Origin of the sequence: Mycobacterium vicinigordonae (assembly GCF_013466425.1) — a bacterium.
In the GTDB taxonomy this organism is placed as follows: domain Bacteria; phylum Actinomycetota; class Actinomycetes; order Mycobacteriales; family Mycobacteriaceae; genus Mycobacterium; species Mycobacterium vicinigordonae.
Genome location: NZ_CP059165.1, coordinates 3,623,850 through 3,644,668, shown reverse-complemented (window position 1 = coordinate 3,644,668; position 20,819 = coordinate 3,623,850). Strand labels below are relative to the sequence as shown.

The window sequence follows — 20,819 nt, the reverse complement described above, 5'->3', positions numbered from 1 at the left end:
CAAGCGGTGCTGCCGTAGTCGATGCGGCGAGCTTAAGAATCACGCCCACCAGCCCAGCCGCGCAGAAGACACCTACCTGCGACTCGTCGGGCATTCGCTGATGCTAGCGCCGATCGCCCACTTCGGATATTCAGTACCGACATACACCGGACACGCGGTAGATACCGGATCACGTCACTACTTCTCCGGCTTCGGATCAGGCTGTTGGGTGGGGTTGGAGTTGGCGACAATAAGGTTGTACCGGTTCATCATGTCCTGGTCAGGGATGATGGGCCGGTCGCGACCGACTCCGAAGTTCTGCGCGTAAAAGTCTCTCAATGCCTGGTTCAGCGTGTGGTCGTATTGATCGGCGGTCAGGTTCGGCACGAAGGTCGCTACCAGGTCCGGGTCTCCGATTTGACCAGTGGTCAGGTAGCCCTCGGGGAGGGGGACGTGCTGACCGGATGCGATGAGAGCGTCCAATATTTCGCGGTCAACTCTGCCAGTGGACATGAGCGGCATGGTGTGTTCGTGAAGAGTTGACGCGAGCGGGGCCGGTCCAAGCACGTCGTTTTCGATAGCCCCGCCTAACACGCTGATCACCGCACTGCCCAAGGCGCCGCCTTCAGGGATGAAGCCCACGCCCGTACTGACGATCTTCAGCGACGTGTCGTACACGGCTTTGCGCTGGTCGTATTCGGCTCGCCTAGCGGCATCCGCTGCAAGCTGCTGATTCTCGACATCGGCTTCGACCGCGTTGTGAATTCCCAAATCAACCAGTCCGCGCAGCGTCATCGCGGACCCCAGATTGGCGTTGTAGCTGTCTAGGTGCGGGGCATGGCTCAGCAAGTCCTGGGCGTAGGCATTCTCGAACAACAGAGCCTGGCTCTGTGCGCGACCGCTGAATATCTTCGACGCCTCCGTGTCGGTGCTGAGCACCGCGAAGATTCCTTTTGCGATTCGCATCGTTCCTGTCTCACCGGAATCGAGTTTGTCAAGTGGCCGGCCGAACTCGGTGAGACCACCTTCGACGCCGGCGATGTTGTTCACGTACGGTGCGAGTCCACGCGCCATTGCCCGAACCAGGTCCGGATTCACACTGCCGAGGGTGTGGTGGCCGGGCAGGTGTAGTAGATCGTGTGTTCCGATGTACTGGCCGTAGGCACGAGCTGTCTCCGCGGCGAGCTGAACCTCCGGACCTCGGGCCGCGCCTTCGATCCAATTGAAAAGGGTCGCAGCACCTTTGCCGTTATCGGGCCACAAGTGGTGGGTGATTCTGTCGAGCATCTCGTCGCCGCCGCTACCAATCAGAGCCTCATGCACTGCCTGGTGATCGGGTGACACGGCCGTCAAGACACTCGCGACCAGAGGAGTGAAGAAGATGTCGCGGGTGTTGGAGTCGCCTTTGCTCGCAGGGTCTTTCGTCCAGGACGGGCTGTTCATCATCGCCGACGCCTTGCGTAACATCGCCCTGTCCAGCTCAGTGTTCTTTTGTAGAGCCGGATTTCCGCTCCTCATTATTTCTGCAATAGTCGCCGGGTGCAGTGCAAAGTCCGCTAGTGGCGAGGCAAGTGTGCTTTGAATTTCCTCCGGCAATTGCGCGGCATCACCTCGCACCATCTCATCGCCTGGCACGCTGCCGGGTTCGAGGTCGGTCTTGGGAAACAGAATCGCCGGATTGCTCATTAGTTGCCAGGAGTTGGCAAGCATGCCCTTTTGGTCTCCGAGGAGCTGCGCTGCGTTGTAAAGCTGGTACACGGCCATACCGTGCTGTTGTGCTTGCAGCTGACTGAGGACCGACGCTTGCTCCGGCGTCAGCGGTACTTGGCCGGAAAGCTGTTCTGCAGTAATTGAATTCAGTACGGCGTTGACGCGTTTCGCTGCGTCTTGGTCACCGGCAAGCGCTGCGTGGACGTCTCTTTCCGCCTGCTCGCGTGTCAGCGAATCGCGCCCGTCCACCGTGTCGACAACGGCCGCGTCGTATCCGTCCTCGACGCGGAGTTTCGTCATTAGGCGCTGCAGAACCTTCGAATAGATTTCTCTGACGTTGTCGACGTCGTGCAGGGCCTCAGCTGTATCGCTGGTCGCCTGCCGCTCAAGGTTGTGGATCGCGTCAACCGTCCCCCGCTCGGATGTCGCCGAGAGACGACCCTCGTCCAGTAGATGGCGCAGCTCCCCAATTCGGTGATCGGTCCCCTCCAACTGAGCTTCTAACACCGCGATCCGCTTGGCTGACGCACGCTGGGCCTCGGCTAAGACAGCAGCCACGCTTTCCAGGTCCGCCGCAATCTGAGGCAGTTGAGTTGCCTGCACGCCGAGAGTTTTTGTAGCGCGCTGCACTTCGGCGGCATCATTGATCGGGTGGTCGCCCGTCTCGCGATTCCAGGCGGCCTCAAAACGCCGACGCGCTTCGGCGAAGCTGGCCTCCGCCTCACCGGTGCTGTGGCCAGCGTCGTGAAAAGCTTGAGCCAGAGCGGAAATCTGTGCCGGACGACCGCGCTGCAGGGTCTTATTGACCGACCACGGGTTTCCCCCTGCCTTTGCGACCAGTCCCAGGACTCTCAGGTAGCGAAGGTGCACCGCACCGCCTGAACGCGTTTGGCGTTGTGCTCCTCCATGTCGGTGAACGTCGCAGCTGCCAGTTGCGTGTTGTTGCCGACAGCATCAAGAGTCTCTCGGTGGTCCAACAAGATTCGGACGTGGTGATCCCGCGCCGATCCCGCCGCGTTATGGAATGCTGCCGCAGCGGCGAAGTCTCCGAACATGTGGGTCGTAAGTATGCCACCCGAAAGATGAGTCGCCGCTTGGTGCGCATGCTCACCAGCAGAACGAATCTCGCCACCACCTGAGTGCAAGAGTCCGCTGTCGACGAACACAATTGCCCCTTTCAACCCGTCGAAGCGTCGACATCGCAACGCCCCCAACCCAGATCACGATGCTGGCGAGGCTAACGGTCGGCCACAGCGCCCGCAATTCACCACTGGGGCGCCGAGCGCTGTGCTCAACAACACGGAATGGAAAAGCTATTCGCCGCGGTCCAGCAGTTCCGACGAACCGAGCACCCGTTCCACCTGAACCTCAATGACCACCCGTCGCGGGTTGGCCCTGGGGGTGCGATAGCGCTGGGCGTAGCGCAACTCGGCGTCGCGGATGGCGTCGATGTCTTTATTGACGATCGAGCGACCTTCGAGCGATAACCAGCGGGCGCCGTCGACCTGGCTGAGCACCGCCACCCCGCCGCGTTCGGCGTTGAGCGCCTTCTGCGATCCGCCGGTGGTGATGACTCGCGCGATGTGAGTCTTGGGGTCGAAGGTGAACCCTACCGCGACCACGTGCGGTGAATTGTCGGTTCGCAGGGTGGTCAGCATGGCCAGATGGCGTTCGGTGAGAAACGCCAAGGCGTCGTCGGTGAGACGGGTAGTGGTCTTGGCCATCGCCCTCCACGCTAGCGCAGGCCATAATCACAGCCGTGGATGACACGGGCGTTGCTCCGGTGGTAATTTTCGGCGGCCGCAGCGAGATCGGCATCGCACTCGCGCGCCGACTGGCTCCCGGCGCCACAGTGGTGCTGGCCGCGCGAAACCATCAACAGCTCACCGCCGAGGTGAAAGCCCTGTTTGACGCGGGTGCGAAGGCGGTACACACCCGGGAGTTCGACGCCGACGACCTCGCTTCACACGGCCCACTGGTTGACGCGATCGTCGCCGATTACGGCCCCATCGCCACAGCGGTCCTGGCCTTCGGGATCCTCGGTGATCAGGCCCGCGCCGAAACCGACGCCGCACACGCGGTTGCCATCGTGCACACCGACTACGTGGCTCAGATCAGCCTGCTCACTCACCTGGCCACCGCAATGCGCGCGGCGGGACGCGGATGGCTGGTGGTGTTCTCCTCGGTCGCCGGGGTTCGAGTTCGCCGCGCCAACTACGTCTACGGATCGGCCAAGGCCGGCCTGGACGGCTTTGCCAATGGATTGTCCGATGCCCTTTACGGAACCGGGGTCGGGTTGCTGCTAGCGCGGCCGGGCTTTGTGATCGGGCGCATGACCGAAGGGATGTCGCCTGCGCCGCTGTCCAGGTCCCCCGAGCAAGTCGCCGCCGCAACTGCACGCGCGCTGGCCAAGGGCCGACGCAATGTCTGGATCCCCTGGGCGCTGCGGCCGATGTTCTTCGTGCTGAAGCTGTTGCCCCAGCTCGTGTGGCGCAGGATGCCGCGATGATCATCGTGGTCGGCATCGGTGCCGACGGCATGCCAGGATTATCCAACACGTCCAGAGACGAACTACTCAGGGCCACAATAATTTACGGATCATCCCGACAGCTTGACCTGCTCGATGACACCGTTCTAGCCGAGCGCCGCCGGTGGCCATCCCCAGTGTTACCCACTTTGGAGACGCTGCCCGCCGACGGGCTGGATGTCCATATCGTAGCCAGCGGCGACCCGCTGATGCACGGCATCGGCGGCACTCTGATACGGATGTTTGGCACCGACAAGGTGCGAGTGCTGCCCCACGTGTCGTCCGTGACCCTGGCGTGCGCGCGGATGGGCTGGAACGTCCACGACACCGAGGTGATCAGTCTGGTGACGTCCGAGCCAGCCACGGCGGTACGCCGCGGCGGACAAGCGATTGTGCTGTCGCGCAACCGGACCACGCCCACAGTGTTCGCCAACATGCTCGACACGCATGGGCGAGGTGACTCAGAGCTCACCGTGCTCGAGGAACTCGGCGGTCCACGCGAACGCCGCCGCGATGGCACCGCCCGCGGCTGGGCCGCGGACCCGCCTGCCGACGTGGCGAACCTCAACCTGATCGCGGTGCGCTACCTGCCCGACGAGCGCGTCATGCTGCTGCCCGACGACGCCTTCGCCAACGACGGACAGATCACCAAATACGGCATCCGGGCGGTCACGCTGGCGGCGCTGGCTCCGCGGCCGGGTCAACGGTTGTGGGACGTCGGCGCCGGCTCGGGCAGTATCGCCGTCGAGTGGTGCCGCAGCGGCCGGGGTTGCACCGCAGTGGCCTTCGAACTCGACGAGAACCGGCGCCGCAACATAGGTTTCAACGCGGCCGCCAGCGGCGCAAGTATCGAGGTGCGCGGCCAGGCGCCCGACAGTTTCGACGATGCCCCCGGCCCGGCGGCGGTTTTCCTCGGCGGCGGCCTGACGCGGCCCGGCCTGCTGGACGCCTGCCTTGCCCGCCTGCCGACAACCGGGCGCCTGGTCGCAAACGCTGTCACCGTAGAATCTGAAACCATACTGACGCAAGCATATTCGCGCTATGGCGGCGAATTGCACCGCTTCGAGCACTCCCACGGTGCACCGCTGGGTGGCTTCACCGGCTGGCGTCCGCAGTACCCGGTCACCCAATGGGTGGTGAGCAAGCGATGACTGTGTACTTCATCGGCGCGGGCCCGGGTGCGGCCGACTTGATTACCGTGCGTGGTCAGCGGCTTCTCGAGACCTGTCCAGTCTGCCTGTACGCCGGATCGATCATGTCCAAAGAGCTGCTGGCGCACTGTCCGCCGCAAGCGCAGATCATCGATACGGGGCCGCTGACGCTTGACCAGATCATCGCGCAGATCACCGACGCCGACGCTGCCGGTCACGATGTGGCGCGACTGCACTCCGGTGATCCGTCGCTCTACAGCGCGCTGGCCGAACAATGCCGCCGCCTCGACGCATCGAGTATTAAATACGAAATCGTGCCCGGGGTACCGGCTTTCGCCGCGGCAGCCGCCGTCCTCAAACGTGAGCTGACCGTGCCTGGGGTTGCGCAAACGGTGGTGCTGACCCGCGTGTCCACCCTGTCCACGGCCATGCCGTCCGGTGAAGACCTGGCCACTCTGAGCCGTTCGCGGGCGACCCTGATCCTGCATCTGGCCGCCGCGCAGATCGACGCCATCGTCCCGCAGCTGTTGGCCGGCGGCTATCGACCCGAAACACCGGCGGCAGTAGTGGCTTTCGCGAGCTGGCCGCAGGAAACTGCGCTGCGCGGCACGCTGGCAGACATTGCGGCCCAGATGCACCAGGCCGGCATCACCAAGACCGCCGTCATCGTCGTCGGTGACGCGCTGGCTGCCGAAGGATTTACCGACAGCTACCTCTATTCGGCGGCCCGCCGGGAGACGCACTGATGCGGGTGCTGCTGCTCGGTGGCACCGCCGAAGGCCGCGAGCTCGCCAAAGCCCTACATCCGCAGGTCGACATCGTCAGCTCGTTGGCGGGCCGGGTGCCCGACCCGGCCTTGCCAGTCGGGCCGGTGAGGGTCGGGGGTTTCGGCGGTGTCGACGGGTTACGGAATTGGCTCCAAGACGAGCGCATCGACGCTGTCGTCGACGCCACGCACCCATTCGCGTCCACCATGACCGCTCATGCCGCGCTGGTGTGCGCCGAACTCGCAGTGCCCTATTTGGTGCTGGCCCGCCCGCCGTGGGACCCTGGCCCGGCGAGCGTGGTAGCCTCGAATACCGATGCGGCTGAACATGTTGTACACGAAGGGTTTTCGCGTGTCTTCCTCACCACCGGCCGGTCCGGCATCAGGGCTTTCGTCGGCTGTGACGCGTGGTTTCTGATCCGCGCGGTGACCGCACCCGCTGGCGACACGCTGCCGCGTCACCATCATCTGGTGTTGTCGCGCGGGCCTTTCCGCTACGACGACGAAGCAAAGCTCATGATCGAGCATCGGATCGACGTGCTAGTGACCAAGAACAGCGGAGGTGATATGACCCGTGCCAAGCTCGACGCCGCCGCCGCACTCGGCATTGCGGTGGTGATGGTGGCTCGTCCCGAGCTGCCGCGCGGGGTGACGGCCGTCGGTACCGTCGCAGAGGCCGCGCAATGGGTCGAGGGGCTGTGTTGATTAGTCGCCGCGAGTGCCTCGCCGCAGCAGCACTACTGCCGCTGGCGGGCTGCGCTCGCCGGGCCAACGGTGATCCGGGTACGACGACCGATCCGCGGCCCAGTTTCGAGGAACTCGAGCGGCGCTACGACGGTCGGCTGGGTGTGTACGTGCCGCAGACCGCTACGACGGCCGCCATCGCCTACCGTGCTGACGAGCGGTTCGCCTTCTGCTCGACGTTCAAGGCGCCGCTGGTGGCGGCTGTGCTACACCGGTATCCGACGTCGTATCTGGACCAGCGCGTCACCTACACCGAGGCCGACATCAACTCGATCTCCCCGGTGACCGAACAACACGTCGACACTGGCATGACCGTCGGGCAGTTGTGCGACGCCGCCATCCGTTACAGCGATGGCACCGCCGCCAACTTGCTGCTGGACCGCGTCGACGGGCCCGCCGGCTTCACCACATACCTGCGCACCCTCGGGGACACGGTGAGCCGCCTCGATCAACCCGAACCGCAACTCAACCGCGACGCCCCGGGCGACGAACGCGACACCACCACCCCCCGCGCGGTCGCACTTGTCTTTCAGCAGCTGTTGCTCGGCGACGCACTGCCCTCCGACAAACGCGCGATGCTCACCGACTGGATGACCCGAAACACCACTGGCGCCGAACGGATCCGCGCCGGATTCCCGGCGGATTGGAAGGTGGCCGACAAGACCGGATCCGGTGACTACGGACGCGCCAACGACGTCGCCGTCGTGTGGTCACCGCGCGGCGCGGCTCATGTCGTCGCAATCCTCACCGACCGTACCGGCGGCGGTTATGACGCAGAATATCGGGAAGCGCTAATCGCCGACGCCGCGCGGGCCACCTATGGGGCATTGATCAGCTAACCCGGGTAACGACGCAGGGTAAATACCCGATCGCCGAATTCGTTAAACTGCCAACGGGTTTGGGAAGAACCAATGATCAGCAGGCAGCGCATGTCGACCTCAGCGGGGTTCAGCTGCGCCAACCGCACCACGCGTACCTGCTCGTCTGGCCCGGATACGTTACGGCCGATCACAACCGGCGTGCCGGGATCGCGATGTTCAAGCAGGAGGTCCCGCATCGCGCCGACTTGCCAGGTGCGGGACTTGGACGCCGGGTTGTAGATGGCCAGCACCAAATCGGCTGCGGCAGCTGCCCGCAGTCTTGCGGCGATCACGTCCCACGGTTTGAGCCGGTCGGACAGCGAGATTACCGCGTAATCGTGACCCAGCGGAGCGCCGACTCGGCTGGCCACTGCCTGCGCGGCCGTCATCGCCGGGATGACCCGAATCTGGACGCCCGGCCAGCGCTCGGCCTCTTCGAGCACCGCGGTTGCCATCGCGAACACGCCGGGATCACCTGAGGACACCACCGCCACCGCCCGACCTTGCTCGGCCAGCGAGCAGGCTAACCTGGCGCGAGCGGGTTCGTCGGTGTTGTCACTGGCATGGCGGCGCTGCCCCTGGCGGGTAGGGACACGCTCCAGGTACCGGCCGTAGCCAACCAGGTCGGTGGCGTTGGCCAGCTCACAGCGACTCTGCGGTGTCATCCAGTCGGTGCAACCAGGGCCCAGGCCCACCACCGCGACGGTGCCGTTAGCCGAGGCACGCTTGCGCCCGCCCGGCAGCATCGCCAGCGAGAAGTACGGCACGCTCGTCTCATCGACGTCGGCGGCCGGCAGTACCCGTTGCGCAGCGGTACTGGCCCGCTCTACGTAGAAGGTGCCCTCGAGCTGACCTGACGCCGAAAGCGCCTCGCGCACATTGCGATACGACCGGCCCAGTTTCAGGATCACGGCCGCGTCGGCGTCGGCGAGCCGGCGAGTCAGCTCGCCCACCGGCAGGGTGCCCGGCAGTATCGACAGTATTTCGTCCCCGGCGACCAGCGGGGTGGCGACGGCGGCCGAGGCGGCGCTCACCGATGTCACACCTGGCACGATGACCGCGTTGAACCGGTCGGTGAGCCGGGTGTGCAGATGCATATAAGAGCTGTAAAACAGCGGGTCACCCTCGGCGAGCAGCGCCACGTTGCGGCCGGCGGCCAGGTGTGCGCCGATGCGTTCGGTGGCTTGGGCGTAGAAGTCCTCCATTGCTCCGGCGTAGCCGCCCGGGTGATCGGTCGTCTCGGTGGTCACCGGATACACCAGGTGTTCCTCAAGCTGGTCTGCCCGCAGGTACGGTTCGGCAATGCCGCGCGCGATGCTGCGGCCGTGCCGGGCGCTGTGGTAGGCCACCACATCGGCCTCGCCGATCACCCGGGCCGCCTTGACGGTCACCAGTTCTGGATCGCCGGGGCCCAGCCCGACGCCCCACAAGGTGCCGGTCATTCGTGTTCGGTCGCGATCGCGTTGACGGCCGCGGCTGCCATGGCGCTGCCGCCGCGACGGCCGCGCACCACTAGATAGGACATGCCGCGCGGGCGGTCGATCAGCTCCTGCTTGGACTGGGCGGATCCGACGAAGCCGACCGGGCCGCCCAGCACGGCGGCAGGTGGCGGGACGCCGTCGTCGAGGAGCTCGAGCAGCCGGAACAGGGCCGTCGGGGCGTTGCCGATTGCGACGATCGCACCGGGCAGCCGGTCGGCCCACAACTCCATTGCCGCCGCCGAGCGGGTGGTCTCCTGTAGGGCGGCCAGGTCGGCCGCACGCGGGTCGGCGACCAGCGACACCACTTCGTTGCCGGCGGGCAGCCGCGCGCCGGTGATCCCGGCGGCCACCATCGACGAATCGCACAGCACCGGTGCGCCGCTACGCAGGGCAGCACCGGCGAGGGCGACAACGTCATCAGTGAAAGCAACGTGCTCGGCTACGTCGACCTGCCCGCAGGTATGGATCAGCCGGACCACCACCCGCTCGACGTCAGCCGGAAAGCGACTCAGGTCGGCTTCGGCGCGAATGACCGCGAATGACTGCCGATAGATCTCGGCGGCGTCGCGGATGTAGTCGAGCACTCGCCCACCTTAAGACCTCAGCACCCGGTAGCCGGTTTCGGTCGCAACCAGCACCTCGCCCTCGGGCGGGCTGCCGCACGCCCGCTCGCACCCGACGAAGTGCCGATGTCCGTGGCAGTCGACGTCCAGGGATGCCGCGGCGTCGGCGCGTACGTCGGCCGCGGACTTGGCGCAGCCAGGGCTGCCGGTGCATGCGCTTACGTTGAGCCAGGGGGAGTGCTCGTCGAACACCAGGCCCAGTGGGGCGAGCACGCGCAGAGCCACGTCCGCGGTGTCCGCGCCGAGGTCGCACACCAGCATCGAACGCCACGGTGTGATCACCATGGGCGCCTCGATCGCCGCCAGGAACTCCGCTACGCGGGCGGGCAGCACGCCCAGCGGTATCCCGGCGCCGAGTGTGACCCGACCGTCGTCCTGGGCGAGCCAGCCGACCGGCGGTTTGGTGACGGGTGGGAACTCCGCGCCCAGCTTCGCACTGGGCAAGAGCGCCCGAAGGTCTTCGAGTTCGGTTACCCGCCAGGCTTTTCCGCGGATCTCGAGGAACCGCACCGCGACATCGATCAGCGTCGCCGGGATTTCGGCCGGCACCCCGGTGTCGCACCCGGCCACCAGCAGTCGCGGGCCGTTGTCGAAAACATGCACACCGACGTCGGCACGCAATCCGGATACGTCGCCGCGCCCGTCGTCGAATCCGAACCAGAACCGCCCACCGAGGCCGGCCAGTCGCGGTTCGGCGCAGATCGCCGCATCCAGCTCGCCGACCCAGGGCCGCACGTCCGCCTGGCCGCCGACCCGCCCGGACAACGGGGAGGCGACGATATTGCGCACCCGCTCATGGGTTTCCGACGGCAATAACCCCGCTTCAGCGACAGCCCCGGCGACGGCGTCGACGTCGGTGACTGCGCGCAACTGCACGTTGCCGCGCGCGGTCAACTCCAGCGTTCCCGAGCCGAACTCCGTCGACAGACGCGCCAGCGTCGTCAGCTGAGCGGCAGTGATCATCCCGCCGGGCAGCCGAATCCGCGCCAACGCCCCGTCGGCGGCCTGGTGCACCTGCAGCGCACCCGGGCAGGCGTCGTAATCGCGGGTCCGGGCCATCTCTCCACGGTACGACCCAATGGTTTGGATACCGGATTCTCGGGCACACCGCAGGCTGTGCGCACGGCGGAGTATGCCCCGGGACGGTGGGCCGATATGTTCGGCGAGCCAGAACAGCCGACTGTCCTGTTGTGGCACGGCATGCAGACCGACGCGCGCGCTGCGTTGCGGCCCTTGGCCAATCTGTTGGCCGGCCATGGCGCCACAGTGGTGGCGCCGGACTGGAATTCCCACTCCGTCGATGGCGGAAGAGCGGATCTGTTGCGCTCCCTGGAGTTCACCCGCGCGCAGGCCGGGCAGTGCGCGGCGATTGTGCTGGTGGGTTGGTCTCTAGGGGGTGTGGCCGCGGCCGGCCTGACGGTCGATGCACGCCACCACGACGTGCAGATCGCGCACACGGTGTGCCTGGCCGGTGCGTTTATGGCTCCCGACCCGATCACCGGGCGGGCCGTCACCGAACGCCTTTCCTCCGGTCCGGGCAGTTCGCCGTTCACGCTGTTGCACGGTCTGGCCGACAACGTGGTGCCGGTGAGTGCCAGCCGAGAGTTCGCCGCTGCGCTTGAACGTGTCGGGTGGCCCGTGGAAATTGCCGAGCTAGCGGCCGATCACGGGAGCATCGCCGGTGCGGAGTATGACGATGTTGCCGACCGTTACGTGCCCGGCCGGTCTGCTCGGACGCAACGTGTAGCCGCAGGGGTCGCCGCGCGCATCGCGACGACGTTCGATGCAGGAGGCACCGCCTGATCGGCGGTTGCCGTCAGGCAGATGAAAACCCTTACCGCAACCAGCGATTGCCGTTTAGCGTCGGCACGGTGAGCATTGCCACCGCGATGGCTGGCGCCCCGATCGGCTCGGGCGCCGGCCAGGCATCCGGGCCGAGAGGGCGTTGGCTGAGCCGGAAGTGGGCCATGCTGCGCTGGGTTTCGCCGCTGCTGCTGGTGGCGTTGTGGCAGCTCGGCAGTGCAGTCAACGTGGTTCCCGACGATGTGTTGCCCGCTCCGTCCTTGATCGCCGATGCCGGCTTGGAGTTGGTGCGCAACGGCCAACTCGTCGATGCGCTGCAGGTGTCTGGTATCCGGGTTATCGAAGGACTGGCGTTGGGGTCAGTCATCGGACTCGCACTCGGAGCGGCCGTCGGCTTGTCCCGCTGGCTCGAAGCGACAGTCGACCCGCCTATGCAGATGATTCGCGCGCTCCCGCACCTGGGACTGATCCCGCTGTTCATCGTCTGGTTCGGTATCGGAGAGTTGCCCAAGGTGTTGCTCGTGGCGTTAGGTGTGCTTTTCCCGCTGTACCTCAACTGCTTCTCGGCAATCCGCCAAGTCGACCCCAAACTCATCGAAACCGCTCAGGTGCTGGGCTTCTCCTTCTGGCAGCGATTGGGCCGGATTATCGTTCCCAGCGCCGCGCCGCAAGTGCTGGTCGGCGTCCGGCAGTCACTGGCCATTGCCTGGCTCACGCTGATCGTGGCCGAGCAGATCAATGCGGACAAGGGAATCGGCTTCCTAATCAACAATGCCCGCGACTTCCTGCGCATCGATGTGATCATCTTCGGGCTGACCGTCTACGCGCTGCTGGGCATCGTGACTGACGCAATCGTTCGGCTCATCGAGCACCGCGCACTGCGCCATCGACATTGAAAGGCCAATCTTGACAGTCACTTTGGAGCCCCGAACCGGCAGGCCCGCCCCGACGCAGATCGCCGGCGAGCTGCGGCACGTTCACAAGTGGTACGGGCCTCGTCAGGTGTTGAAAGACGTTTCGCTGCAAGTGCGCACGCGCGAGATCGTCGCCCTCGTGGGGCGCAGCGGGTCCGGCAAGTCGACGGTGCTGCGCGTGCTGGCCGGGCTGTCGCACGACCACACCGGGGAACGATTTGTGGCGGGGGCTCCCGCATTGGCTTTCCAGGATCCGCGACTGTTTCCCTGGCGCGACGTGCGAACCAATGTCGGCTACGGACTGACCCGAGTCCGGCTACCCAGGGCACAGGTCCGAGAACGGGCCGAGCGGGCGCTGGCCGACGTTGGTCTGGCCGACCGCGCCGACGCTTGGCCATTGGCGTTGTCCGGCGGCCAGGCGCAACGCGTTTCATTGGCCCGGGCGCTGGTCGCGCGGCCGGAATTGCTGCTGCTCGACGAACCTTTCGGGGCTCTGGACGCGCTGACCCGGTTGACGATGCGCAAGCTCCTGCTGGACCTGTGGCGCCAACACCACTTTGGCGTGCTGCTGGTGACTCACGATGTCGACGAAGCGATAGCGCTGGCCGATCAGGTGCTCGTCTGCGACGACGGACGCATCGCTCACACACTCACGATCGATGAGCCCCGTCCCTCGGCGCTCGATCGCAGCTTCGACCGGTACCGCACCGAACTTCTCGATCGACTCGGGGTACGGCGTTGAACATGCGGGCCCACGGGCGAAAGGTGCTTGCGCTAATCGCACTCGTAGTAATGACAGCCACCGGATGTGTTGCACACAAGAATAATTCGGGACCTCACGCCGCGCCAGACGCCGTGCCGTTGTCCACCCTAGCCGATCTCACCCTGCAGGTCGGGGACCAAAAGGGCGGGACGGAGGCATTGCTCCGCGCCGCCGGCCAACTCGACGGCCTGCCGTACCGGGTCGCCTTCTCCACGTTCACCTCCGGGCCGCCGCAGGTCGAGGCGGCCGCCGCGGGCAGCATCGATTTCGCGATCATGGGCAACACGCCACCGATATTCGGCGCCGCGAGCAATGCGAAGATCAAGGTGGTGTCGGCGTACGGTGGGGGCGGACCGGGGAATCGCATTCTGGTGCACGCGGATTCGCCGATCATCACAGTGACCGATCTGCGCGGCAAGTCCGTTGCGGTCGGCAAGGGAAGTTCGGCACACGCCAATCTGCTCGCGCAACTGGACAAGGTTGGATTGAAGCCGTCCGACATCAAACTGGTGTTCCTGCAACCCGCTGATGCGCTATCGGCCTTCAACCAACATCAGGCGGATGCCTGGGCAATCTGGGATCCCTTCACCGCGCAGGCCGAGCAGCAGATCCCAGTCCGCAGCATCGCCGAAGCCACCGGTGTTACCAACGGCGATTGGGTTGGCGTCGCCTCGGACCGGGCGCTGGCCGACGCCAAACGCAACACCGCGCTCGGGGATCTGTTGGTCCGGTTCGAGCGAGCGGCCCAGTGGGCCAAAGCGCACCCACAAGAATGGGCACAGTATTACGCCACCGCAGTGGGGTTGGACCCGCAGGTTGCGGCGGTGGCGGCGAACCGAAGCCTGCGACTGCCGACCGAGCTCAGCGACGACGTCGTCAACTCGGAGCAGAAACTGGCCGACTTGTTCGCGGCGTCGCAGCAGATCCAAGCGTCACCGAAGTTCTCGAACTGGGTGGATCATCGATACAACGAGGTGCTGCGACCGAATCTGGTCAGCTGAAAACGAGGGGGCTTAATGCCGGCGAAATTCTTCTGGTTCCTACCGACCACGGGTGACAGTCGGTCCATTGTCGGGGGATCGCACACGTCGTCGCACCACAGCATCACGGCGGGTCATCGCAAGCCAACCCGCCGCTACTTGGCCGAAATCGCCCGAGCTGCAGACAGGCTCGGCTTCGAGGGGGTGCTCACCCCCACCGGGACATGGTGTGAAGACGCCTGGTTGACAACTGCGGCACTGCTCTCCGAGACCGAGCGGCTGAAGTTCCTAGTGGCGTTTCGGCCCGGCCTGGTGCCTCCGACGCTTGCCGCGCAACAGACCGCAACGCTGCAGCGGTTCTCCGAGGGCCGGGTCCTGCTCAATGTCGTCAGCGGCGGCGACGACAGCGAGCAACGCCGTTTCGGCGACTGGCTTAACCACGACGAGCGCTACGCTCGCACGGGCGAATTCCTGCACATCGTCAACGCGATCTGGCGGCAAGAATCCGTCGACTTCACCGGCAACTACTACAAAGTCGAGGATGCGCGTGTGTCCGCTCCGCCGGATCCTTTGCCGCAGATCTACTTTGGCGGTTCCTCGCCGCCGGCCTTGGATATCGCTGCCGAATTCGTCGACGTCTATCTGACGTGGGGCGAACCACCGCAGGTGGCCGCGGACAAGATCGCCAAGGTGCGGGGACTCGCCGAATCCCGGGGCCGCAACGTCCGGTTTGGGATCCGGCTGCACACCATTAGCCGGGCTACGTCCGAGGCTGCCTGGTCGGTGGCCGACGAACTGGTCAACGAGCTCACCCCGGAGCAGATCGCGAATGCCACCGCGCTGCACTCGCGTTCGCAGTCCGAGGGACAGCGCCGGATGACGGCCTTGCACGGAGGTCGTTTAGACCACCTGGAGATCTATCCGAATCTCTGGGCGGGCGTGGGTCTGGTTCGCGGCGGGGCGGGCACCGCACTCGTCGGAAGCCATGAAGAGGTGGCGAAGCTAATCTTGGAATTCCATGCGCTGGGCTTCGAGGAGTTCATTCTGTCCGGCTATCCGCATCTGGAAGAGGCATACTGGTTCGCCGAAGGTGTGTTGCCGATTCTGCGTCGGCAGGGCGTCGCAACCTGACTCTGTCCGTACGCGCGCGGATACCGACGGCTCCGAAAGCAGGCGCAGTTGGCCGCGATCAGAGCCGGCGCGGAGCCCTACCCAACTCGCGCAGCCAGCCTTTGCGGGCAGCGTCGTGCCATCGCAGGGTGGCCGGTACCGCACGCCACGCTTGTTTGATGGCGGTGCGCGCCGCGCGGTACGCCGCCTCATCGACTCCAGACCACCCAATTCGGAAGCGTTCCCGCACAATTGGCGGCAATCCGCCGAAGATGACCAGGCGCATCGGCGGCGCCAGTGCGGTGCGCACCGGCATGGTGGGCAGCAGCGCGTCCATGATCGGCTTCAACATGGGGGTGGTCGGATAATCCGGCGATGTGCTCATGTCGGGGATCGCCGAGCGCTGGATGAATTCGATCAGGAAGTCCGAAGCCGCGTTGGGTTGCAGGACTTCGGTGCAATAGCGCTGATACTCCTGGTTGAACGCGGCCAGGGTCGGCGGCAGCACCGAGTCAGACATGCCGTAGCGCCGATACCATTCGCAGCCCTCTAGGTAAAGCTGTTCACGCTCGCGGTTGGTGAGCCGGTGGACGTCCCAGTATTCGGCCAATCGGTGCACCATTACCTGAAAGGTGGCGTGGGCCCACCAGTACGTTTCCGGCTTGAGTGCGTGGTAGCGCGAGCCGTCGGACAGCGTGCCCTTGATGTGCTGGTGGAAGTCGCGCACCTTCAGGCCGGTTTCTTCGGCGTCGGGGCCGTCGTAGATGGTGCCGAGAATCCCGGGCAGTGAACGGAACACCCGGTCTACGGGATCGTCGAAGAAGTTCGAGTGATCGATGAGCCCCTGGCCGATGGCCGGGTGCATGGTCTGCATCAGGCCTGCCGTCCCGCCCTCGAAGGCGATCCGCATGTCGCCGGCCCAGCGCCACAACAGGGACTGTGGCCCCAGCGCGACGCGTGCGCTCACGAGATCCCGGTCCGACGCGAATACACGTCATGCTGATCGCGATTGAGGTCGCTGGTGAAGACGCGTCCGGTACCCAGAACACGGCCGAGCGCTTCAGCCACCTGTCGAGGCAACAGCCGTTGCACCGACAATGTGAGGCCCATCGACCGCGGAACAGCTACTCGCGGCTGCGGTTTGCCGATGACTGCGACGACGGCCCGCGCGACGTCTTTCGGCTCGACGTTCTTGAAGCCCTTGGCATGGCCTACTCCGGCAACCATGTCGGTGTTGGTCAACGTCGGCATGATGGAAGTGAAATGCACACCGCTGCCGCGGTTTTCCAGACGGACAGTGTCGGTGTAGCCCAAGACCGCATGCTTTGTCGCGCAGTAGGTTGCGATGCCCTCGGTGGGCAGCACTCCACCCAGCGAGGCGATGTTCACGACGTGACCGCGGCGACGCGGCAGCATGCGGTGCGTGGCCAGCTTGGTGCCCAGGATCACGCCGAAGACATTGACGTCGAGTAGACGCTTGGTGGCCTCGTCGGGTTCGTCGACCGCGCTGCCTACCGCGATGAGGCCGGCGTTGTTCACCACCACGTCGACCGGTCCGACCTCCTGCTCGACGGCATCCAGGAACTCGGTGAACGAGGCGCGATCCGTGACGTCCAATCGTCGGGTCAACGCCAGCCCTAACCGCTCGCCCGACGCGCGGGCGGCGACTTCGTCGATGTCGCCGATGGCGACCTTGGCGCCGGAACGCTGCAGTTCCTCGGCGATGGCCAGACCGATCCCGCGGGCTCCGCCGGTGATTGCGACTACTTTGCCTGCCACTGACATGCCTCGTAGCCTATGCCGCCGCATAAGGTACGAATGGAAAATGCCCGAGCCGACCATCCTGCTGCTCTCGACGTCCGATACGGACCTGATCAGCGCCCGTTCGACCGGTAAGAATTACCGGTGGGCCAACCCGTCGCGCCTCGCGGGCTCCGAGCTGTCCGACCTGCTCGCCGAGGCCTCGATCGTGGTGGTCCGCATCCTCGGCGGCTACCGCGCCTGGGAAGACGGCATCGACACGGTGCTGGCTAGCGGTGTCCCAACGGTCCTGGTCAGCGGTGAGCAGGCCGCCGACGCCGACTTGACCGGTCGCTCGACGGTGACCGCCGGTATCGCGGTGCAGACACACGTCTATCTGGCGCACGGCGGCGTAGACAACCTGGCTCAGCTGTACGCGTTCCTGTCAGACACCGTGCTGATGACGGGGTTCGGCTTTACCGCGCCGGTGGCGACGCCAACCTGGGGGGTCCTCGAGCGACCGGACGCTGGCGACCCCGAGGGTCCCACTATCGCGGTGCTTTACTACCGCGCCCAACAGCTAGCCGGCAACACCGGCTACGTCCAGGCGCTATGCCGGGCCATCGAGGAAGCGGGTGGGCGGGCGCTGCCCGTGTATTGCGCATCGCTGCGTACCGCGGAAGCCGAACTGTTGGACACCCTGGGCGCCGCCGACGCCATGGTGGTCAGCGTGCTGGCCGCTGGGGGAGTCAAGCCGGCCCTCGCGTCGGCCGGCGGCGACGACGACGGCTGGAACGTGGAACATCTTGCGGCACTCGATATCCCGATATTGCAAGGGTTGTGCCTGACCAGCCCCCGTGTGCAGTGGTCCGCCAACGACGACGGATTGTCTCCGCTGGACGTCGCTACCCAGGTCGCCGTCCCCGAGTTCGACGGCCGCATCATTACGGTTCCGTTCTCGTTTAAGGAAATTGACGACGACGGTCTCATCTCGTATGTGGCCGACTCGGAGCGCTGCGCCCGGGTTGCGGGCCTGGCGCTCCGGCATGCTCAACTGCGCCGCGTCGCCCCCACCGACAAACGGGTGGCCCTGGTGTTCTCCGCCTACCCCACCAAGCACGCCCGGATCGGCAACGCGGTCGGTCTGGATACCCCGGCCAGCGCGGTGGCCTTGCTGCGCGCGATGGGTGACTGCGGTTACCGCATCGGCGATCTGCCGGGTGTGGCAGCTGGTGATGGTGACGCGCTAATCCATGCGCTGATCGAACGCGGGGGACAGGACCCCGATTGGTTGACCCAGCTTCAGTTGGAACACAACCCGATCCGGGTTTCCGCGCAGGACTACCGCAACTGGTTCGCCACCCTGCCGGACGAACTGACCGAGGCGGTCACCCGCCACTGGGGCCCACCGCCGGGCGAGCTGTTCGTCGACCGCAGCCGCAACCCTGACGGCGAAATCGTCATCGCCGCAATTCAATCCGATAATGTGGTGCTGATGGTCCAGCCGCCCCGCGGCTTCGGCGAGAACCCAGTCGCGATCTACCACGACCCAGACCTGCCGCCGAGTCACCACTACTTGGCCGCCTACCGCTGGCTGGATGCCGGATTTGGTGCGCATGCGATCGTGCACCTGGGCAAGCACGGAAACCTGGAGTGGTTGCCCGGCAAGACGCTCGGCATGTCGGCGGCATGTGGCTCCGACGCCGCGCTGGGAAACCTCCCGCTGATCTATCCGTTCCTGGTCAACGATCCCGGCGAGGGCACCCAAGCTAAACGGCGTGCACACGCGGTGCTCGTCGACCATCTCATCCCGCCGATGGCCCGCGCCGAAACCTACGGCGACATCGCCCGGCTAGAGCAGCTGCTCGACGAGCATGCCAACGTCGCCGCCCTGGACCCAGGGAAGCTACCCGCTATCCGTCAACAGATCTGGACGTTGATCCGCGCCGCCAAGATGGACCACGACCTGGGTCTGACCGAACGGCCCGAAGAGGACAGCTTCGACGACATGCTGCTGCACGTCGACGGCTGGCTGTGTGAAATCAAGGACGTCCAGATCCGCGACGGCCTCCACATCCTCGGCCAAAAGCCAACGGGCGAAGTCGAACTCGACCTGGTGTTGGCGATCTTGCGGGCCCGCCAGCTGTTCGCCGGCGAACAGGCTCTGCCCGGGTTGCGCCAAGCGCTGGGCCTGTCCGAGGACGGCACCGACGAACGTGTCTCAGTGGATGTGGCCGAAGCGGCGGCCCGGGAATTGATCGCCGCACTGCAGCAGTCCGGTTGGGATCCGCACGCCGTCGGGCACGTCACCGACAATGCCGGCGTGGCCGCGGTGCTGCGTTTCGCGGCCACCGAGGTGGTGCCTCGCCTAGCCGGCACCGCCGCCGAAATCGAGCAGGTGCTGCGGGCACTGGACGGGCACTTCATCCCGTCCGGTCCGTCCGGTTCGCCGCTGCGCGGCCTAGTCAACGTGCTGCCCACCGGGCGCAACTTTTATTCGGTAGACCCCAAGGCAATACCATCCCGGCTTGCTTGGGAAGCTGGTGTGGCACTTGCGGATTCGCTGCTAGCGCGGTTCCGGTCCGACCGCGGCGGCTGGCCGCAATCGGTGGGCCTGTCGGTGTGGGGCACCTCGGCGATGCGCACTTCAGGCGACGACATCGCAGAAGTCCTGGCGCTGCTCGGCGTACGACCGGTCTGGGACGATGCGTCGCGGCGGGTGGTAGACCTGACGGCGATCCCGCTGGGCGAACTCGGTCGGCCGCGCATCGACGTGACGGTCCGGATCTCGGGTTTCTTCCGTGACGCCTTCCCGCATGTCGTGACCATGCTCGACGACGCCGTCCGCCTGGTCGCCGACCTCGACGAAACTGATGCGGACAACTTTGTGCGGGCCCACGCCCGGGCCGACCTCGCTCAGCATGGCGACCATAGACGTGCCACCACACGGATATTCGGGTCGAAGCCGGGCACTTACGGTGCCGGGCTGTTGCAGCTGATCGACAGTCGCAACTGGCGCGACGATGCCGACCTCGCGCAGGTGTACACGGCGTGGGGCGGATTCGCCTTCGGGCGAAACCTGGATGGTTGCGAAGCCGCCGAGGACATGCAGCGCCAGTATCGTCGGATCGCGGTCGCCGCCAAGAACACCGATACCCGCGAGCACGACATCGCCGACTCCGACGACTACTTCCAATACCACGGCGGCATGGTCGCCACCGTGCGCGCGCTGACCGGCCAGGCGCCGGCCGCCTACATCGGCGACAACACCCGGCCCGACGCGATTCGCACCCGCACCCTTTCCGAGGAGACCACCCGGGTGTTCCGTTCCCGCGTGGTCAATCCGCGCTGGATGGCTGCGATGCGCCGGCACGGCTATAAGGGCGCCTTCGAGATGGCCGCCACCGTGGACTATCTGTTCGGGTATGACGCCACCGCCGGGGTGATGGCGGACTGGATGTACGAACAACTTACCGAGCGCTATGTGCTGGACCCGGAGAACCGCAAGTTCATGACAGAGTCCAACCCATGGGCACTGCACGGCATGGCCGAGCGGCTGCTGGAGGCCGCAACCCGCGGTATGTGGGCGCAGCCTCAACCGGAAACTCTGGACGGGCTACGTCAGACGTTGCTGGAAACCGAAGGCGAACTCGAAGGTTAAGTCGCCC

The 20,819-nt window shown here is 65.7% G+C and carries 19 protein-coding genes; 11 read left to right on the top strand and 8 right to left on the bottom strand.

Annotated features, from left to right (window positions below; genetic code table 11):
* Positions 1-177: 177 nt before the first annotated feature.
* From H0P51_RS16455 to H0P51_RS16445, 3 genes are all read right to left on the bottom strand, one after another.
* The gene (locus H0P51_RS16455) at positions 178-2,559 is read right to left on the bottom strand and encodes a putative alpha/beta hydrolase (protein ID WP_180913863.1); all 2,382 of its coding nucleotides are present in this window, start codon (positions 2,557-2,559) and stop codon (positions 178-180) included.
* The gene (locus tag H0P51_RS16450) at positions 2,541-2,855 is read right to left on the bottom strand and encodes a DUF2563 family protein (RefSeq protein ID WP_180913862.1); all 315 of its coding nucleotides are present in this window, start codon (positions 2,853-2,855) and stop codon (positions 2,541-2,543) included. The genes H0P51_RS16455 and H0P51_RS16450 overlap by 19 nt, the downstream gene beginning before the upstream one ends.
* A gap of 147 nt (positions 2,856-3,002) precedes the next feature.
* Positions 3,003-3,413, bottom strand: a complete 411-nt coding sequence (locus tag H0P51_RS16445; protein ID WP_180913861.1) for a F420-dependent biliverdin reductase — start codon at positions 3,411-3,413, stop codon at positions 3,003-3,005.
* A 35-nt stretch (positions 3,414-3,448) separates the two neighbouring features.
* Between H0P51_RS16445 and H0P51_RS16440 the strand changes: the two genes are divergently transcribed.
* The 5 genes from H0P51_RS16440 to bla are packed head-to-tail and all read left to right on the top strand — an operon-like array spanning position 3,449 to position 7,716.
* Positions 3,449-4,198: an SDR family NAD(P)-dependent oxidoreductase gene (locus H0P51_RS16440; RefSeq protein WP_180913860.1), complete on the top strand. Its 750-nt coding sequence runs from the start codon at positions 3,449-3,451 to the stop codon at positions 4,196-4,198.
* Positions 4,195-5,367 (top strand): precorrin-6y C5,15-methyltransferase (decarboxylating) subunit CbiE, encoded by a 1,173-nt coding sequence (cbiE, locus tag H0P51_RS16435; protein ID WP_180913859.1) that lies wholly within the window; start codon positions 4,195-4,197, stop codon positions 5,365-5,367. Before H0P51_RS16440 ends, cbiE begins: the two co-directional genes overlap by 4 nt.
* Positions 5,364-6,113, top strand: a complete 750-nt coding sequence (gene cobM / locus H0P51_RS16430; RefSeq protein ID WP_180913858.1) for a precorrin-4 C(11)-methyltransferase — start codon at positions 5,364-5,366, stop codon at positions 6,111-6,113. Before cbiE ends, cobM begins: the two co-directional genes overlap by 4 nt.
* Positions 6,113-6,838: a cobalt-precorrin-6A reductase gene (locus tag H0P51_RS16425; protein WP_180913857.1), complete on the top strand. Its 726-nt coding sequence runs from the start codon at positions 6,113-6,115 to the stop codon at positions 6,836-6,838. The genes cobM and H0P51_RS16425 overlap by 1 nt, the downstream gene beginning before the upstream one ends.
* Positions 6,817-7,716 carry a class A beta-lactamase gene (gene bla, locus H0P51_RS16420; protein ID WP_180913856.1) on the top strand — a complete coding sequence of 300 codons (900 nt, stop codon included), beginning with the start codon at positions 6,817-6,819 and terminating at the stop codon, positions 7,714-7,716. The genes H0P51_RS16425 and bla overlap by 22 nt, the downstream gene beginning before the upstream one ends.
* On the opposite strand, the gene H0P51_RS16415 is transcribed toward bla, so the two are convergent.
* Genes H0P51_RS16415 through cobG form a run of 3 tightly spaced genes read right to left on the bottom strand, consistent with a single transcriptional unit; the run spans position 7,713 to position 10,900 of the window.
* Complete coding sequence (locus tag H0P51_RS16415; RefSeq protein ID WP_180913855.1) at positions 7,713-9,179, bottom strand: precorrin-2 C(20)-methyltransferase; 1,467 nt, start codon at positions 9,177-9,179, stop codon at positions 7,713-7,715. The genes bla and H0P51_RS16415 overlap by 4 nt on opposite strands.
* The gene (locus H0P51_RS16410; protein ID WP_180913854.1) at positions 9,176-9,802 is read right to left on the bottom strand and encodes a precorrin-8X methylmutase; all 627 of its coding nucleotides are present in this window, start codon (positions 9,800-9,802) and stop codon (positions 9,176-9,178) included. The genes H0P51_RS16415 and H0P51_RS16410 overlap by 4 nt, the downstream gene beginning before the upstream one ends.
* 9 nt (positions 9,803-9,811) lie before the next feature.
* Complete coding sequence (gene cobG, locus H0P51_RS16405; RefSeq protein WP_180913853.1) at positions 9,812-10,900, bottom strand: precorrin-3B synthase; 1,089 nt, start codon at positions 10,898-10,900, stop codon at positions 9,812-9,814.
* A gap of 57 nt (positions 10,901-10,957) precedes the next feature.
* Here cobG and H0P51_RS16400 point away from each other — a divergent pair, with 57 nt between their 5' ends.
* From H0P51_RS16400 to H0P51_RS16380, 5 genes are all read left to right on the top strand, one after another.
* On the top strand, positions 10,958-11,644 hold the full coding sequence (locus H0P51_RS16400) for an alpha/beta hydrolase (RefSeq protein ID WP_180919016.1): 687 nt from the start codon (positions 10,958-10,960) through the stop codon (positions 11,642-11,644).
* A gap of 68 nt (positions 11,645-11,712) precedes the next feature.
* Complete coding sequence (locus H0P51_RS16395; protein WP_425488867.1) at positions 11,713-12,540, top strand: ABC transporter permease; 828 nt, start codon at positions 11,713-11,715, stop codon at positions 12,538-12,540.
* A 10-nt stretch (positions 12,541-12,550) separates the two neighbouring features.
* The gene (locus H0P51_RS16390; RefSeq protein ID WP_180913852.1) at positions 12,551-13,300 is read left to right on the top strand and encodes an ABC transporter ATP-binding protein; all 750 of its coding nucleotides are present in this window, start codon (positions 12,551-12,553) and stop codon (positions 13,298-13,300) included.
* A 2-nt stretch (positions 13,301-13,302) separates the two neighbouring features.
* Positions 13,303-14,322, top strand: coding sequence for an ABC transporter substrate-binding protein (locus H0P51_RS16385; protein WP_180913851.1), 1,020 nt, complete (start codon positions 13,303-13,305; stop codon positions 14,320-14,322).
* 15 nt (positions 14,323-14,337) lie between these two features.
* Entirely contained in the window at positions 14,338-15,432 is a 1,095-nt protein-coding gene (locus tag H0P51_RS16380; RefSeq protein WP_180913850.1) for an LLM class flavin-dependent oxidoreductase, read from the top strand.
* A gap of 58 nt (positions 15,433-15,490) precedes the next feature.
* Here the strand turns inward: H0P51_RS16380 and H0P51_RS16375 are convergent, their stop codons facing one another.
* Together H0P51_RS16375 and H0P51_RS16370 are read right to left on the bottom strand one after the other, a co-directional pair.
* Positions 15,491-16,321, bottom strand: a complete 831-nt coding sequence (locus H0P51_RS16375; RefSeq protein WP_246398833.1) for an oxygenase MpaB family protein — start codon at positions 16,319-16,321, stop codon at positions 15,491-15,493.
* Between the two features lie 53 nt (positions 16,322-16,374).
* Positions 16,375-17,196: an SDR family oxidoreductase gene (locus H0P51_RS16370; protein WP_246398012.1), complete on the bottom strand. Its 822-nt coding sequence runs from the start codon at positions 17,194-17,196 to the stop codon at positions 16,375-16,377.
* A 40-nt stretch (positions 17,197-17,236) separates the two neighbouring features.
* Between H0P51_RS16370 and cobN the strand changes: the two genes are divergently transcribed.
* Entirely contained in the window at positions 17,237-20,812 is a 3,576-nt protein-coding gene (gene cobN / locus H0P51_RS16365) for a cobaltochelatase subunit CobN (RefSeq protein WP_180913847.1), read from the top strand.
* Positions 20,813-20,819: the final 7 nt, after the last annotated feature.

Excerpts from the sequence above, each read along its gene's own strand:
- H0P51_RS16375 (WP_246398833.1), bottom strand. The coding sequence starts at position 16,321 with ATGCGGATCGCCTTCGAGGGCGGGACGGCAGGCCTGATGCAGACCATG.
- cobG (WP_180913853.1), bottom strand. The coding sequence starts at position 10,900 with ATGGCCCGGACCCGCGATTACGACGCCTGCCCGGGTGCGCTGCAGGTG.
- bla (WP_180913856.1), top strand. The coding sequence starts at position 6,817 with ATGGGTCGAGGGGCTGTGTTGATTAGTCGCCGCGAGTGCCTCGCCGCA.
- H0P51_RS16370 (WP_246398012.1), bottom strand. The coding sequence starts at position 17,196 with ATGTCAGTGGCAGGCAAAGTAGTCGCAATCACCGGCGGAGCCCGCGGG.
- H0P51_RS16445 (WP_180913861.1), bottom strand. The coding sequence starts at position 3,413 with ATGGCCAAGACCACTACCCGTCTCACCGACGACGCCTTGGCGTTTCTC.
- H0P51_RS16425 (WP_180913857.1), top strand. The coding sequence starts at position 6,113 with ATGCGGGTGCTGCTGCTCGGTGGCACCGCCGAAGGCCGCGAGCTCGCC.
- cobM (WP_180913858.1), top strand. The coding sequence starts at position 5,364 with ATGACTGTGTACTTCATCGGCGCGGGCCCGGGTGCGGCCGACTTGATT.
- cbiE (WP_180913859.1), top strand. The coding sequence starts at position 4,195 with ATGATCATCGTGGTCGGCATCGGTGCCGACGGCATGCCAGGATTATCC.
- H0P51_RS16385 (WP_180913851.1), top strand. The coding sequence starts at position 13,303 with ATGCGGGCCCACGGGCGAAAGGTGCTTGCGCTAATCGCACTCGTAGTA.
- H0P51_RS16415 (WP_180913855.1), bottom strand. The coding sequence starts at position 9,179 with ATGACCGGCACCTTGTGGGGCGTCGGGCTGGGCCCCGGCGATCCAGAA.
- H0P51_RS16380 (WP_180913850.1), top strand. The coding sequence starts at position 14,338 with ATGCCGGCGAAATTCTTCTGGTTCCTACCGACCACGGGTGACAGTCGG.
- cobN (WP_180913847.1), top strand. The coding sequence starts at position 17,237 with ATGCCCGAGCCGACCATCCTGCTGCTCTCGACGTCCGATACGGACCTG.